Here is a 15,456-nt window from a genome sequence, read left to right as displayed (position 1 = left end):
CGGCGCATTGCATACAAAGCTAGGGGATCGCGACAGCAGGATGTTGCGCTAGGTCAACCGGCGGACGATCGTTCATGCAAATCAGGCATGATGACCATTACCAATCATCCACGAACATGAACGGACGCATGTGAGCACTGATACGACCCCCGGCCTGCACCGGTTCTGGCGCCTGTCGCCTGCGCAGGCAGGCGCAGCGCTGGCCTGCGACCTGGACGGCCTCGGCAGAGCCGACGCCGAGCAGCGGCTGCAACGCTACGGCCGGAATGCCGACTCCCCATCGCATGTCGTGGGGCCGATGCGCGCCGTGCTCCGCCGCCTGCTCGAGCCGCTATCGCTGATCCTGCTGGTGGCCGGCATCATCTCGATGGTGACGGGCGACGTGATCGGCGGCGCCATCATCGTCCTCATCCTCACGCTGTCGATCGGACTCGATACGGTTCAGGAGGGGCATGCCGTCAAGGCGGCCGAGGAGCTCCGCCGCTCCGTGGCCCTGAAGGCCGAGGTCAAGCGGGACGGCGCCTATCGCGAGATCGACGTCGACGCCGTCGTTCCCGGAGACATCCTGCGCGTCCGCGCGGGCGACATCGTTCCTGCCGATGCGCTGATCATCGAAAGCAAGGCCTTCACTGCCGGCGAGGCGGCGCTGACGGGAGAGCCCTATCCCGTGACGAAACAGGCCGGTATTCCCAGCGATGAGAACGACACGTCGAATGCGCTGTTTCGTGGCTCCGTGGCTCAGACCGGAGAGGCCGTCGCGCTCGTCGTCAACACCGGGCCGAACACGATGTTCGGCGCTGCCGCCTCGGCGCTGGCCGAAGCGCAGGCCCGCACGCCGTTCGAGCGCGACCTGCACGAGTTCGGCCTCGTCATCGCGCGGCTGACGCTGGCGCTGGTCGTGATCGTGCTCGCGGTGCGCGTCGTGTTCGGCCGTGATGTGCTCGACTCGCTGTTGTTCTCGGTGGCGCTGGCCGTCGGACTGACGCCCGAGCTGCTGCCGATGATCACCACCGTGACCCTGTCGCGCGGCGCGCTTCGCATGGCCAACCGCAAGGTGATCGTGAAGCGGCTCGCGGCGATCCATGATCTCGGCGCGATGTCGGTGCTGTGCACCGACAAGACGGGAACATTGACCTCAGCAGAGATCACGCTCGCCCGAAGCATCGCGCCCGACGGCAGCGACGACCCGCGAGCCGCGGAGCTCGGCGCGATCGCTGCCGCGCTCGGCGGCGATCGGGGCTCGCTCGACACCGCGCTCATCGCCGGCGCGGACCGTGCGGCAGCAGGATGGACCCTGGGCGGACAGCAGACCTTCGACTTCTCGCGCCGGCTCGGCTCGGTGCTGGCGATCCGCGGGGCAGATCAGATCCTGATCGTGAAGGGCGCGCCAGAGGCGGTGATCGAGCTCTGCACGCAGCAACGGCAGGGCAGCGCGACTACGCCGATCGACGCCAGCGGCCGCAACGAGATGTGCGCGCGCGTTCACGCGCTGGCGCGCGAGGGCCTGCGCACGGTCGCAATCGCGTCACGGCCCTGGACCGGCGCGCCGCGCGAGATCGAGACCGATGACGAGCAGGAACTGATCTTCGAGGGTCTGTGCGCGTTCGCCGATCCCCCCAAGCCGACCGCAGCCGCGGCCATCGCACAGCTTGCGCGCGCCGGCATCGCGCTGAAGATCCTTTCCGGCGACGATCCGGTCGTGGTCAAGCGACTGGCCGGGCTGGTCGGACTGAGGGCGGATCGCGTGCTGTCCGGCAGCGACATCGCCGAACTCAGCGATGACGCGCTCGCGGTGCAGGTGCGCTCGGCCGACGCGTTTGGCCGGCTCGCCCCCGATCAGAAATCGCGCATCGTCAAGGCGCTGCAGGCCTCGGGCCACGTCGTCGGCTTCCTGGGTGACGGCATCAACGACGCGCCGGCGCTGAAGGTGGCCGACATCGGCCTGTCGGTCGACGGCGCCACCGCCGTGGCGCAATCCGCCGCCGACATCATCCTGCTCGCCTCCGATCTCGAGGTTGTCGCCGACGGTGTGGAGGAAGGGCGGCGCACCTTCGCCAACATCCTGAAATACGTGCGAATGGGCGCGAGCTCGAATTTCGGCAACATGCTGTCCATGGCGCTCGCTTCGATCATACTGCCCTTCCTGCCGATGCTGCCGACGCAGATCCTGCTCAACAACCTGCTCTATGATCTCTCCGAACTCGGCATCCCGTTCGATCGTGTGAGTCCGCAGGCCACCGCGCGGCCACAGCGCTGGGACATGAAGCGGCTGCTGCGCTTTGCCGCGATCATGGGCCCGCTGTCGTCGCTGTTCGATTTTCTCACTTTCGGCGCCCTGCTCTATTTGTTCCATGCGACGCCCGACGAGTTCCGGACCGCCTGGTTCCTCGAATCGATGGCGACCCAGATCCTCGTCATCTTCATCATCCGGACCAACGGACGGCCATGGAGCAACCGCGCCGATCCGATGCTGACTGCGTCGTCACTGACCGCGCTCGCCGTCGCGCTCGTCGTGCCCTTCACCCCGGCCGGCGCCTGGTTTGGCTTCGTGGTGCCGCCGATCGCCGTGCTGGCCACCATCGCGGCTCTCGTTATCGCCTATCTGGTCTGCGCCGAAGGTCTCAAATCGGTCGCCGTACAGTCCACGACCTTGCGAACTCACCGGCGGCATCACCACCGCGGTTCATGACCAGCGCCGCTGCATAGTCGCGATGCATCTGCCCTCTTGATAGGCCGCTGCAATTGGTGTCTGTCGACGAGGCCGGGGAGGACCAGCGGCCGGGATGACCGGGCCGGATGCCGCGGCGCACGAACCGGGACCAACACCGCCGCATGTCTGCCGCCGATCCCACCGCGTCCGCCGCGCCCGCGCGCGGCTGGATCGCCAACCAACCTTACGTGCTGCTCAGCATCACCGCGCTGTGCTGGGCCGGCAACGCGATCGTCGGCCGGCTGGCTGCCGGGCACATTCCGCCTGTCACCCTGTCGTTCCTGCGTTGGTCGCTGGCGTTCCTGATCATTCTGCCGCTGGCCTGGAAGCAGCTTCGCCAGGACTGGCCGGCGATCCGCTCCAAGCTCGGCGTCATGATCGCGCTGTCGGTGACCGGCATCGGCGCCTTCAACACGCTGCAGTACTGGTCGCTCGAATACACCCAGGCGCTCAACACGCTGCTGCTGCAATCCGGCGGTCCGCTGATCGTGGCGCTCTGGTCGATGCTGCTGCTGCGCGTGCACCTCACTTTGGCGCAGGCGATCGGCATCGTGCTGTCGATGATCGGCGTGCTGCTGATCCTCACGCGCGGCCATCCGGCGGCGCTCGCCGACATCAGCTTCAACAAGGGCGACCTGATCTTCCTGGTCGCGATGGCGGTGTTCGGCTTCTACTCGGTGCTGACGATCAAGCGACCGCAGATCCATGGCCTGTCGATGGTCGCCTTCACCTTCGGCTGCGGAGCCGCGAGCCTGATTCCGCTGTTGATCTGGGAGCTCAACACGCGCCCGGTGATGGCGCTCGACACCCAGAACCTGCTGTCACTGCTCTACGTCGCGATCTTTCCCTCGACCATCGCCTATCTGTGCTTCAACCGCGGCGTTCTTCTGATCGGTGCCAACCGCGCAGCGCCGTTCTTCCACGTGGTGCCGGTGTTCGGCTCGATCATGGCGTTCGTCTTCCTCGGCGAGCGGCCGCAGATCTTCCACGTGATCGGCTTCGCCCTGGTGCTGAGCGGCGTCTACGCGGCCTCGCGCAAGCAGGCGACATGAGGCGAACGGTTCATCCGAGCGCCTTGAGCGTCATGCAGACGGCCATCAGCGACACGAAGCCCACCAGCAGGACGCGCAACCGTTCCGGCGGAACGCGGTTCGCGAGACGCGCGCCGACATCGGTGCCGACCGCGAGGCCGACGATCACCGCGACGAGGGTGGGCCAGGCCGGCATGGCGCCGTGCCGCCAGTAGATCCAGGCGGATGGAAGCGTCGTGGGCACCAGCGTCAGCGCCAGGCTGATCATCTGGGCGCGGTGCTGTGCCATGCCCAGCACCGCGCTCAAGCCAACCACCGTGGCGAGCCCGCCGCCGATCCCAAGAAAGCCTGAGGACACGCCGGCCGCGCAGCCAACTGCAAGGAGCGCTGCTCGATGTGGATCCGGCGCGGCGCCGGTTGCTTCGGCGGACTCCTTCGCCCGTCGCCTGCGCAGCAGCAGAGCATCGAGCAAGAATAGGTAGATCACATAGGCCCATTGCAGGACCGCCGCCGTCGTCCAGTTCGCGATCAGTGCGCCGACGATGCCGCCGACCAGGAATCCCAGGCCGAGCCAGAGCAACACCGCAGCCGTCACCCGATTGCCGCTATCCCAATAGCGCCTGATGCCGGCCGCGCTGGTCGGCGGGATCTGCGCGACCAGCGAGAGCCCTTGCGCGGTGTGCTGCTCGGCGCCGAGCAGCATGACCGCGAACACGACGAGCCCACCACCGGGAGTGACGCCGAGCAGCCCCGAAGTGAAGCCGCCGACCAGCCCGGTGCCGAGACCGGCAATGAGATCAGGAACGCTCGTCATCGAGACCCGCCCGGTACGGTTGGAGAGGCAGTCGCTTCAGGTCATCGCCGCGCCGTGAGTCCCGTCAGCAGCGTCTCGAATGCGGCCATCGCTTCGGATGACGAGAACGGCTCGCCCCACAATCGCTGCAGCACGAACCTCTGGAACATCGCGACGATCGTGCGGGCCATGCTGCGTGGATGAACGGAGCGGTCGATGACGCCGAGCCGCTGGCCCCGCTGCAGCAGCTCGGTGATCAAGACGGCCGGCTTGCGCACACCGTCCGTCACCTGCGCGCGGATATCATCGTCCCGCAGCGCCTCGGCCCAGAGCTGCAGCGCGATGCGCCGGTGGCGCAGGCCCTCTTCCTTTTGCATGTCTGCCAACGAGGCGCGCGCAATGGCGCGCAACGCTTCCAACGGATCAGAAATCTCACGCGCCGTGGCCAACAGGGCGGCATCACGGGCATGGCGATGCTCGCCGATCGCCTGAATGAGCTCTTCCTTGCTGGCGAAATGGCCGTAGATGCAGCCCGCGCTCAAACCAGATTGCGCAATGACATCGGCGATCGTGGTCTGATGGAATCCCTGCCGGGCAAAGCAGGCCTCGGCGGCCTGCAGGATCTCGTCCCGGCGCGCGGCCATCGTCTCGGGCTTGAGTTTCGGCATGCGCAGCTCCTGCCGAGCCGTTGCAGGGTTGCGGCTGTCGGCTCGATGGCGTTCCCGTCTGCGATGAGCATACAAAACGAATATTCGTTTTGTAATGGAGGCCCATTGGTGTTTCGACATGGCGGCCTTCCGCCCGGCGCTCTTGTCCCGCCCGCCATTTCGGGCACAAGCTCCGGTCAACAAGAGAAGCCGATTCCTTGCCCACCGCATCGCATCCGACCTCGCCGCTGGCCTGGCTCAACAACCAGCCCTATCTGCTTCTGACGCTGGCCTCGCTGTTCTGGGCCGGCAACATCGTGCTGGCGCGCTATGTCGCCGGGCACGTGCCGCCGCTGACCCTGTCCTGCATCCGCTGGATCGGAACTTTCCTGATGCTGTGGCCGTTCGCGCGGACGCATCTCGTACGCGACTGGCGTACCTTGCTGGCCAGCTGGCCGCTGCTGCTGGTGCTGGCGCTGACCGGCTTCGCCATCAACAATGCGCTGTCCTACTGGGCGATGCAGTACACCCAGGCGCTCAACGGGCTGCTGATCCAATCCTCGGCCCCCCTGTTCGTAGCGCTATGGTCGCTCGTGCTGTTCGGGGTCAGGCTGACGGCGGCGCAGTTCGCCGGCATCGCGATATCCTTGACCGGCGTGCTGGTCATTTTGCTGCGCGGAGACCTCGGCGCATTGGCCGCCATTCAGTTCAACCGCGGTGACTTGATGTTCGCCGGGGCGCTGCTGGTGTTCGGGATCTACTCGGCGGTCATGACGCGGCGGCCGGCCGTGCACCAGCTGTCGCTGATCTCGTGCTGCACGGCCTTGGGCGCCCTGCTGCTGCTGCCGCTGGCCGCGTGGGAATACGCGTCCGGCTTCGTGCTGCAGCTCGATCTGCTATCGCTCCTGACCCTCGGCTACGTCGTGGTGTTCGCCTCGACGCTCGCCTATCTGTTCTTCAATCGCGGCATCGGCCTGATCGGGCCGAACCGCGCCGCGCCGTTTCTACATCTGGTGCCGCTGTTCGGCTCGGTGCTGGCGATCCTGCTGCTCGGCGAGGAGCTGAAGCCGTTTCATCTGATCGGCTACGCGCTGGTCATCGCCGGCGTGATCATCGCCTCCCGCACCGGCCGCACCAAGGTCGCGTGAGCGCCTGCAAGCTCACGCCGTGCTTTCAAGGCCAGGCCCGGTCCATCACCGCTGCGACTAGGCCGTGCGCACCTTCGCCATGAAGCCATCGACGGCCTGCTGCAGCAGGCTCGACTGGCTGTCGAGCTCACGTGCGCTTGACAGCACCTCGGCGGCAGCCATGCCTGTCGCTTCCGCCGCCTTGGTCACGCCGCCGATGTGCGCGCTGATCTCGTTCGAGCCGGCGGCGACCGACTGGATGTTGCGCGCGATCTCGCGCGTCGCGTCGCCCTGCTGGGCGATCGAGGTCGAGATCGAATTGGTGATCTCGCTCATCTGCGCGATGGTCTGGGTGATGCCGCTGATGGCGGTGACCGCATCCTGGGTCGAGGTCTGCATCGCCGCGACCTGCGCCGAAATCTCCTCGGTCGCCTTCGCCGTCTGGTTGGCGAGTGCCTTCACCTCCGAGGCGACGACGGCAAAGCCCTTCCCGGACTCGCCGGCGCGCGCGGCTTCGATGGTGGCGTTCAGCGCCAGCAGGTTGGTCTGCGCCGCGATCGAGTGGATCAGCTTGACGACCTCGCCGATCTTCTCGGCGCCGGTCGACAGCACCTGAACGGTGGCATTGGTGCGCTCCGCGTCGCCCACGGCTTTGCTCGCAATCTCGCTGGAACGGGCGACCTGGCGCGAAATCTCATTGACCGAGCTCGACAGCTCTTCGGCCGCGGCCGCGACCGTGCCGACATTGTCATTGGCGCTCTGGGTGGCGGCGCTGACGGTCGAGGCGCGCGAGCTGGCATCGCTCGCGGTCGAGGTCATCGATTGCGCGGTGTGCTGCATGCCCTCGGCCGCCGACGCCACCGAGCGGACGATGCCGTTGACGCTGCGCTCGAAGTCGGCGGCCAAATTCTGCATGGCCGCGGTCCGCTCGGCGGCCGCACGCTGCTGGGTGGCGGCCTCGGCCTGCTCGAGCTCGCGCATCCGCAGCGCGTTGTCCTTGAAGATCTGGACAGTGGAGGCCATCCCGCCGATCTCGTCGCCGCGGCCGACACCGGGAATCTCGCCCTCGAGCCGGCCATCGGCGATCTCGCGCATGCGGACGCCGAGACGATCGAGCGGCACGCTGATGCTGCGGCTGATCAGCCAGGCGATCCCGCCGGCGACGACCGCGATGCCTGCGCAGGCCATCCAGATCAGCCATTTCAGCGGCTTCATCTTCGCGTCGAGATCGTCGACATAGACGCCGGTGCCCACGAACGTATTCCAACCGGGAATCATCACGGCATAGGAGATCTTGCGGGTCGGCTGCTCCTGGCCGGGGCGCAGGTATTCGTAGTGCAAGGTGACTTCGCCATCCTTGGCAACGCCGTCGCGCAGCTCGACGACGAGCTTGCGGCCGTTGAGCTCGAAATCGATCACGTTCGAGCCGCGCTGCTTCGGATCCTGGGAAAGCACCACATTGCCGTCCATCGTATAGGCGAACAGATAGCCCGTGCCCTTGTCGAAGGTCATCGTTCTCCCGCGATTGACGAACTCGTCGAGCGCAGCCTCCTTCGTCAATTTGCCGGCTTCGACATCCTTGATGAGGCCGAGGGCCATGTTACGCGCGGTCTCGACGATCGCCCGGCACTGTTCGATGCGGGCATTGACCATCTCCTTTTGCATCAGAGTGCCGGCAAACGTACCGGCCGCGGCAAGGCCCAGCATCGCCACGCCGACGACGATGGCGAGCTTGGGGGCAATCTTCAGGTTGTTCAGCAGCACGCAACGAACTCCGCCCGGTCCCCGATCGACGACCTCGATCTGTCAAGGTGAGCCGCTGGTTAACTGATCAGGCGATGGTTAGAGTTCGGTTGCGAACGCCCTCCGTAGAATCCCGGATCAGCTCGGGGCAACGGCATCCCGGACCGGGACCGCAGCGGAGGCCGGCCGCAACGGCGCGAACTCATCGGCGGTCAGCGTCTCCTTGGCAATCAGGAGCGCGACGCCGCGCTCGAGGTCCGGGCGATGGCTTTCGAGAATCGCCCTGGCACGGGCATCGCCGTCTGCAATCAGATCCCGTACGGCGAGGTCGATCTCGCGCCCGGTCTCCTCCGCCGCCGACACGATCTGATCCTGTGGCTGCAGGAACGACACCTGTGGACGCGGCGCGTAGGTGCGCTGCCCGACGGTCGCATCCATCCCGTATTTGGTGACCATCTCGATCGCGATCTCGGTCGCGCGCTGCAGATCGTCGGCGGCGCCGGTCGAGACATCGCCATCGAAGATCAGCTGCTCGGAAGCCCGCCCGCCCATCAGCACGGCGATGCGGTTCTTCAACTCGCTGACCGCGAGCAGGAAGCGATCCTCGGTCGGGCGCTGCATCGTGTAGCCGAGCGCGCCGACGCCGCGCGGAATGATCGAGACCTTCTGCACCGGATCAACGCCGACGAGATTGGCCGCGACCAGCGCGTGACCCATCTCGTGATAGGCGACACGGCGGCGCTCGGCGGGACTGAGCACGCGGCTCTTCTTCTCGATGCCGGCGACGATGCGCTCGATCGCCATCGTGAAATCGTCGAACGTCACCTCGTGGCCCTTGCGGCGGGTCGCCGCGATCGCGGCCTCGTTGATCAGGTTGGCGAGGTCGGCGCCGGTGAAGCCGGTCGTCAGTGCCGCGACCTTGTCGAGATCGACGCTGTCGGCGACCGTGATCTTGCGGACATGCACCTTGAGGATTGCGAGCCGCCCGCCCCTGTCAGGACGGTCGACCAGCACCTGACGATCGAAGCGGCCGGCGCGCATGAGCGCGGGATCGAGGATCTCCGGCCGGTTTGTCGCGGCGAGCAGGATGACGCCGGAGCTTGGGTCGAAGCCGTCGAGCTCCGCCAGCAATTGATTGAGCGTCTGCTCCTTCTCGTCGTAGCCGCCAAACTGGCCGCCGACGCTTCGGCTGCGGCCAAGCGCGTCGAGCTCATCGATGAAGATGATGCAAGGCGCGGCCTTGCGGGCCTGCTCGAACAAATCGCGCACGCGGGCAGCGCCGACGCCGACGAACATCTCCACGAACTCGGATCCGGAGATCGAGAAGAACGCCACACCCGCTTCGCCCGCTACCGCGCGGGCGAGCAGGGTCTTGCCGGTGCCGGGCGGGCCAACCAGCAGGATGCCCTTGGGCACGTGCGCGCCGAGCCGGCCATAGCTCTTCGGATCCTTCAGGAACTGCACGACCTCCTGCAGCTCGAACTTCGCCTCGTCGACACCGGCGACGTCGGCGAAGGTGACCTTGGTGTCGGTCTCGACATAGACCTTGGCGCGCGACTTGCCGATCGACATCAGACCGCCGAAGCCCTGGCGATCCATGACCTTGCGGCCGAGGAACACCCAGATGAGATAGAACATCAGCGCCGGCACGACCCAGGACAGCAGCGCCTGAATCAGCCCGCCCGAGGGCACACCGGTCACCGTCACGCCCTTCGCGGCAAGCTTTGCGGCCAGCGGCGGATCGACGCGCGCGGTGATGAACGACGTCTTGCCGTCGGACTGCTTGTCCTTGAACTTGCCCTGGATGGTGTCCTGGCTGACCGACACCTCGGAGATCTTGCCCTGCTCGATCAGCTGCTCGAACTGGCTATAGGGAATCGTCTCGACCGTGTTGTAGGTCGTCAGAAGCCATTGCAGCAGCAGCATGCCGACGCCGGCGAGGAAGATGTAGCCGACGGCGACGGCCTGCTTGCGGGTGTTCGGGTCGGATTCCATGTCGGCGCTCTCGGTCGAGATCGATCACGGCCGGACAGGACGTGATCGAACGGGGTCCCACTCGCGCATAACAGGGCCGGGACCGGGCGGCTTGTCATGGATCAAACGGCGCCGATCCCACGCCGGGCAATCAGCCCGACGGCTGCAACACGATCGACTTGTCCTTCGGCCAGCGCACACGCCAGGCGAAGGCGATATCCTTGGCCTCGCCGGGTCTGGCGTCGATCACCCATTCGACGACACCACGCCGGTCGCGGACGTTGGTCGAGGCCGGCGGCGTGGTCGCAGGAAGCATCTCAACCGTGATCTCCTCGTTCTCGCTGACCGGCAGTTGATCCTGGATCGCGACCTTGATCGGGAAATCATGCGCGTTGCGGACCGTGGTTTTGAAGGCGCGCTCGTCGATCTTCGCCGTCGTCACGATCAGACCGGCCGAACCTTCGTTCCGTTTGACGACACTGCGCTCGACTTTGACCTTGTCGTCGGCCCCGAAGCCGACATGAACGACCTCGTCCTTGCCGGCCGACGCCAATCTGCTGGTGCCGACGAACATGCCGTCGCGATAGATCGAGACCTTGCCCGGCAGCAGCGGCGCCTCCTCGCTCTGCGGGAAGCTCGCTTCGAGATAGGCGGTGGGATCGATGAGGGGCGCCGAACGGATCGTCAGTTCGGGCGTGATCGTCGCGGTGGAAATACGCAGGCTCTTCGCGCCATCATTGGCACCGACGCTGACGCGTCCGGGGAGGTGGAAGACGGTCTGAAAGGCGCTGATCTCCGCGACCGTCTGCTGCTCGACGGCCTTGTCCGCGAGATCTCCGAACGTCGTCCCTCCGCCAAAGCGAAACTCCTGCCGGCTCTCCATGAGTCCTCGTGCCGCGCTGACGGCCGCCGGCTTCGGCGCTGGCTGTGGCGGCGGCGGATATTGCGCGATGATCGTCCTGAGCTCGGGCGCGCTGCCGCCGCGTCCGGTCCGCACCGTCGAAACCGTGAGCGCGACCTCGGACCAGTCCTCCCCGGTGGCCTGCTGGATCTCGGCGCGTCGCACCAGTTCGAGAGCCGGTTTGCGGTCCTTCGCCGTCGTGTCGAGACGCGCGTCGTAGAGCGGCACCCAGCGGGCATTGCGCACCGCGTAGGTCACGCGCAAGGTCGCCTTGGTCGCCGCCGCAGCCGACAATTCGATCCGCACCTCCAGCTTGCTCGGGGGCTTCGTCGTGAGATTGTCCTGCAGGCGCGCGATCTCGCGATCGATCTCGCGCTGCTTGCGTTCAGCATCGCGGATCGCCGCGTCGGCCTGTCCGACCTCGTCGGCAACGGCGGCGAACGCGGCACGCCATTCCGTGATCGGACGCGCCTCGCCCTTTTCGCCGAGCCCGGCCGGCGATGCCTCGGCAAAACGCTCGGCAAATTTCTTGCGCGCCACGGCCGCGGCGATCGTGCCATCGAGATTGGCGCGCTCGTCCTTCAGCGCTTCGATGCGCTTGTCGATGTCGGGCAGATTGACGGGCGGCGCCGCACGCGGTGGCTTGGCGTCGACGGTGCCGATCACGAGCTTGGCGCCGGCCTCGCCTTCCACACGAAGCGAGGACGCATCGAGTCCGAGCGGGAAGTCCTTGGCGATCGCCGTCGTGTCACCGGTGGGAAGGTCGAGCGAGATGACCCGGGTCACGGTCGCACCGTCGGGATACACGGTGACGGCATCGACGGTGGACGTCGCGTCGAGGTTTGCCGCATGGCCCGGCGCCGTCGCCAGCGAGGCACCGAGAACGAGAGTTGTCGTAACCAGCCACGTCGTTCGCATTGCCATCGATCTCTCCGTATCCCAGCGCCCCTGAGAACCGGATGAGCCGGTCCCTTGCGGGGCGTTAGACGCCACGAGAGGTCCGCGGGTTCAAATCGTGCGACCGCAAAGCTTGCCGTTGAAATTCCGCCGAGCACAGACGAGCACAGAAAAGGGCAGCACGGCCACGGTGCCGTGCTGCCGCTTTCGGTCGGCCAATTTGGCCCAGCGCGTGAAGAGTTGAGGTCTGGTTGCGAACCGCGAAGGATGTGCGCTCCCTCTCCCAGTTGGGGGGAGGGCTGGGGTGGGGGTGCCTCCTCGATTGAGGCTGCCCGAGTGGAGCAAGCCCTCACCCGGCGCTTCGCGCCGACCTCTCCCGCAAGCGGGAGAGGTGAACCGAGCCAGCGGCTAAGTCGATTCAACCAAGAAGCACCGCGCGCGCTAGCGCGTCATCAGAACGCCAGCGCCTTGGCCTGCTTGACCTGCGGCAATGCCTGGATCTTGGCGAGCAGATCCGCCGGCACCGCACCGTCGACCTCGACCAGCGCGATCGCGTCGCTTCCCGGCGCGACACGGCCGAGATGGAAGGTCGCGATGTTGATCTTCGCGTCGCCGAGGAGGCTTGCGAACTTGCCGATGAAGCCCGGCTTATCCTCGTTGGTGACGTAGATCATCGACTTGCCGAACTCGGCGTCGACACGGATCCCCTTGATGTCGACGAGGCGCGGCTTGCCGTCGGCGTAGACCGTGCCCGACACCGCGCGCTCCTGATGCTCGGTGGTGACCGCGACCGTGATCAGGCTCTCATAGTCGCTCTCGCCGGCGCGCAGCACCTCGTCGACGATCATGCCGCGCTCCTTGGCGATCACCGGCGCCGACACGACGTTGACCTCGCCCAGCATCGGCCGCAGCAGCCCGGCCAGCACCGCCGAGGTCAGCGCCCGGGTCTTCATCTCGGCGACGTGGCCTTCATAGGTGATCTGGATCTTGGTGATGCTGCTTTCGGTGAGCTGGCCCGCGAACGAGCCGAGTTTCTCGGCGAGTGCGATGAACGGCTTCAGCTTGGGCGCTTCTTCCGCGGTGATCGACGGGAAGTTGATCGCGTTCGAGATCGCGCCGGTGAGCAGGTAGTCCGACATCTGCTCGGCGATCTGCAGCGCGACGTTCTCCTGCGCTTCCGTGGTCGAGGCGCCGAGATGCGGCGTGCAGATCACGTTGGCATGACCGAACAGCGGATTGCTGGTCGCCGGCTCCTCGGCGAACACGTCGAGGGCCGCGCCCGCGACATGCTTGGAGTTGAGCGCCTCCAGCAGCGCCTGCTCGTCGATCAGGCCGCCGCGCGCGCAATTGATGATGCGCACGCCCTGCTTCATCTTGGCGATCGCCGCGGCATCGATGATGTTGCGGGTCTTGTCGGTGAGCGGCGTATGCAACGTGATGAAGTCGGCGCGCTTCAGCAGCTCCTCGAGCTCGACCTTCTCGACGCCGAGATCGAGGGCGCGCTCCTCGGTGAGGAACGGATCGAAGCCGATCACCTTCATGCGCAGGCCCTGCGCGCGGTCGCAGACGATCGAGCCGATATTGCCGCAGCCGATCACGCCCAGCGTCTTGCCGGTGATCTCGACGCCCATGAAGCGGTTCTTCTCCCACTTGCCGGCCTGGGTCGAGGCGTCCGCCTGCGGAATCTCGCGCGCCAGCGACAGCATCATCGTGATCGCGTGCTCGGCGGTCGTGATCGAATTGCCGAACGGCGTATTCATCACGATGATGCCCTTGGCGGTCGCCGCGGGGATTTCGACATTGTCGACCCCGATGCCGGCGCGGCCGATCACCTTGAGCCGCTTGGCACGCTCGATGATCTTGGCCGTGGCCTTGGTCGCGGAGCGGATCGCAAGGCCGTCATAGTCGCCGATGATGTCGGCGAGCTTGTCCTTGTCCTTGCCGAGATTGGGCTGGAAGTCGACCTCGATGCCGCGATCCTTGAAGATCTGCACGGCGGCCGGGGAAAGTGCGTCGGAAATGAGAACTTTGGGTTTGGACATGACGATGTTCCTTCACGCCTCTCGCGAGAGAGGGACAGCGCATCGGCGCCGGAATGGGTGGAAGCAATCGAATCGTAGGGTGAGCAAAGCGCAGCGTGCCCACCGTCTTTCGCGTCGGTTGACGTTGATGGTGGGCACGGCGCTTCGCGCCTTTGCCCACCCTACGCGTCTTGAATTTCGTCATTGCGAGGAGCGGAGCGACGAAGCAATCCAGACTTTCTTCGTGGCCCTGGATTGCTTCGCTGCGCTCGCAATGACGGCACGAAGAGCGTGCGTCACGCCGCCTTCGGCAGCGCGGCCTTGGCTTCGGCGAACGCCCAGTCGATCCACTGCGTCAGCAGCGCGACGTCGTTGGCTTCCACCGTCGCGCCGCACCAGATGCGCAGCCCCGCCGGTGCATCACGATAGTGCGCGAAGTCGAAGCCGGCGTTCTCCTTCTCGACCAGCGACACCAGCTTCTTGGCGAACTCCGCCTGGGCATCGGCCGAAAGCGATGTGATCGCGGGATCGACGACCTTGAGGCACACCGAGGTGTTGGAGCGGATGGCGGGATCCTTGGCGAGAAAGTCGATCCACGGCGTCCGCGCCTTCCAGTCGGCGAGGACCTTGGTGTTGGCGTCGGCGCGGGCGATCAGCGCCTTGAGGCCGCCGATCGACTTGCCCCAGTTCAGCGCGTCCAGATAGTCCTCGACGCACAGCATCGAGGGCGTGTTGATGGTCTCGCCCTCGAAAATGCCGGCGTTGAGCTTGCCGCCCTTGGTGAGGCGGAAGATCTTCGGCAGCGGCCAGGCTGGCTTGTAGGTCTCGAGACGCGCCACCGCGCGCGGCGAGAGGATGAGCATGCCATGCGCGGCCTCGCCGCCGAGCGCCTTCTGCCAGGAGAACGTGACGACGTCGAGCTTCGGCCAATCGAGGGCTTGCGCGAATGCGGCCGAGGTGGCGTCGCAGATCGTCAGGCCTTCCCGGCTCGCGCTGATCCAGTCGGCATTCGGCACGCGCACGCCCGACGTGGTGCCGTTCCAGGTGAAGACGACGTCACTGGCCGGATCGACCTTGGACAGATCCGGGATCTCGCCATAGCCGGCGTGCAGCTTGGTGACATCCTTGAGCTTGAGCTCCTTGACGATGTCGCTGACCCAACCCTCACCGAAGGATTCCCAGGCGATCGTGGTGACAGGCCGCGCACCGAGCAGCGACCACAGCGCCATCTCGACCGCGCCGGTGTCGGACGCGGGCACGATGCCGATCTTGTAGTCGGCGGGCACTTCGAGGACGTCGCGCGTCAGCTCGATGGCCTGCTTGAGCTTCGCCTTGCCAATCTTCGCGCGATGCGAGCGGCCGAGGGGAGCGTCTTTGAGATTTTCGGAGGTCCATCCGGGGCGCTTGGCGCAGGGGCCGGAGGAGAAGTGCGGCACGGCAGGCCGCTGCGAGGGTTTCGCTGCAGTCATCGTCTATCCTTCCAGATAGTAAGCCTCCCGTTGGGGGGAGGTGTCCCGCCGGCGTGAATACGGTAAGGGTCGTTCCGCGTCAAGGAACTTCGCGCGCCTCCTGTCTGCGTTCACGCGGTCGTGCTGGCATGCAAGCGAATGCA

10 protein-coding genes are annotated in these 15,456 nt (G+C 66.2%); 3 read left to right on the top strand and 7 right to left on the bottom strand.

What is annotated here, in order from left to right:
• Positions 1-130 precede the first annotated feature (130 nt).
• On the top strand, positions 131-2,689 hold the full coding sequence (mgtA, locus tag QX048_RS08475; RefSeq protein ID WP_316200313.1) for a magnesium-translocating P-type ATPase: 2,559 nt from the start codon (positions 131-133) through the stop codon (positions 2,687-2,689).
• A gap of 143 nt (positions 2,690-2,832) precedes the next feature.
• Positions 2,833-3,762, top strand: a complete 930-nt coding sequence (locus tag QX048_RS08470; protein WP_316200314.1) for a DMT family transporter — start codon at positions 2,833-2,835, stop codon at positions 3,760-3,762.
• Positions 3,763-3,772: 10 nt separating this feature from the next.
• On the opposite strand, the gene QX048_RS08465 is transcribed toward QX048_RS08470, so the two are convergent.
• Positions 3,773-4,555 carry a sulfite exporter TauE/SafE family protein gene (locus QX048_RS08465; protein ID WP_315714134.1) on the bottom strand — a complete coding sequence of 261 codons (783 nt, stop codon included), beginning with the start codon at positions 4,553-4,555 and terminating at the stop codon, positions 3,773-3,775.
• A gap of 41 nt (positions 4,556-4,596) precedes the next feature.
• A complete protein-coding gene (locus tag QX048_RS08460; protein ID WP_315827651.1) occupies positions 4,597-5,322 on the bottom strand; it encodes a TetR/AcrR family transcriptional regulator in 726 nt (241 codons plus the stop codon).
• A gap of 77 nt (positions 5,323-5,399) precedes the next feature.
• Here QX048_RS08460 and QX048_RS08455 point away from each other — a divergent pair, with 77 nt between their 5' ends.
• Positions 5,400-6,329: a DMT family transporter gene (locus QX048_RS08455; RefSeq protein ID WP_315750076.1), complete on the top strand. Its 930-nt coding sequence runs from the start codon at positions 5,400-5,402 to the stop codon at positions 6,327-6,329.
• A gap of 57 nt (positions 6,330-6,386) precedes the next feature.
• Here QX048_RS08455 and QX048_RS08450 read toward each other — a convergent pair whose 3' ends face one another.
• From QX048_RS08450 to QX048_RS08430, 5 genes are all read right to left on the bottom strand, one after another.
• Positions 6,387-8,072, bottom strand: a complete 1,686-nt coding sequence (locus tag QX048_RS08450) for a methyl-accepting chemotaxis protein (RefSeq protein ID WP_315750075.1) — start codon at positions 8,070-8,072, stop codon at positions 6,387-6,389.
• Positions 8,073-8,189: 117 nt separating this feature from the next.
• Complete coding sequence (gene ftsH, locus QX048_RS08445) at positions 8,190-10,046, bottom strand: ATP-dependent zinc metalloprotease FtsH (protein WP_315714130.1); 1,857 nt, start codon at positions 10,044-10,046, stop codon at positions 8,190-8,192.
• A 130-nt stretch (positions 10,047-10,176) separates the two neighbouring features.
• On the bottom strand, positions 10,177-11,844 hold the full coding sequence (locus QX048_RS08440; protein ID WP_316200372.1) for a mucoidy inhibitor MuiA family protein: 1,668 nt from the start codon (positions 11,842-11,844) through the stop codon (positions 10,177-10,179).
• 431 nt (positions 11,845-12,275) lie between these two features.
• Positions 12,276-13,865, bottom strand: a complete 1,590-nt coding sequence (gene serA, locus QX048_RS08435; RefSeq protein WP_315714129.1) for a phosphoglycerate dehydrogenase — start codon at positions 13,863-13,865, stop codon at positions 12,276-12,278.
• A 275-nt stretch (positions 13,866-14,140) separates the two neighbouring features.
• Positions 14,141-15,313, bottom strand: coding sequence for a phosphoserine transaminase (locus QX048_RS08430; protein WP_315827650.1), 1,173 nt, complete (start codon positions 15,311-15,313; stop codon positions 14,141-14,143).
• Positions 15,314-15,456 lie beyond the last annotated feature (143 nt).

It is taken from the genome of Bradyrhizobium sp. SZCCHNS30572 (genome assembly GCF_032484415.1).
GTDB lineage: Bacteria > Pseudomonadota > Alphaproteobacteria > Rhizobiales > Xanthobacteraceae > Bradyrhizobium.
The sequence above is the reverse complement of the archived record's forward strand: the minus strand, read 5'-3'. Positions and strand labels throughout refer to the sequence as shown.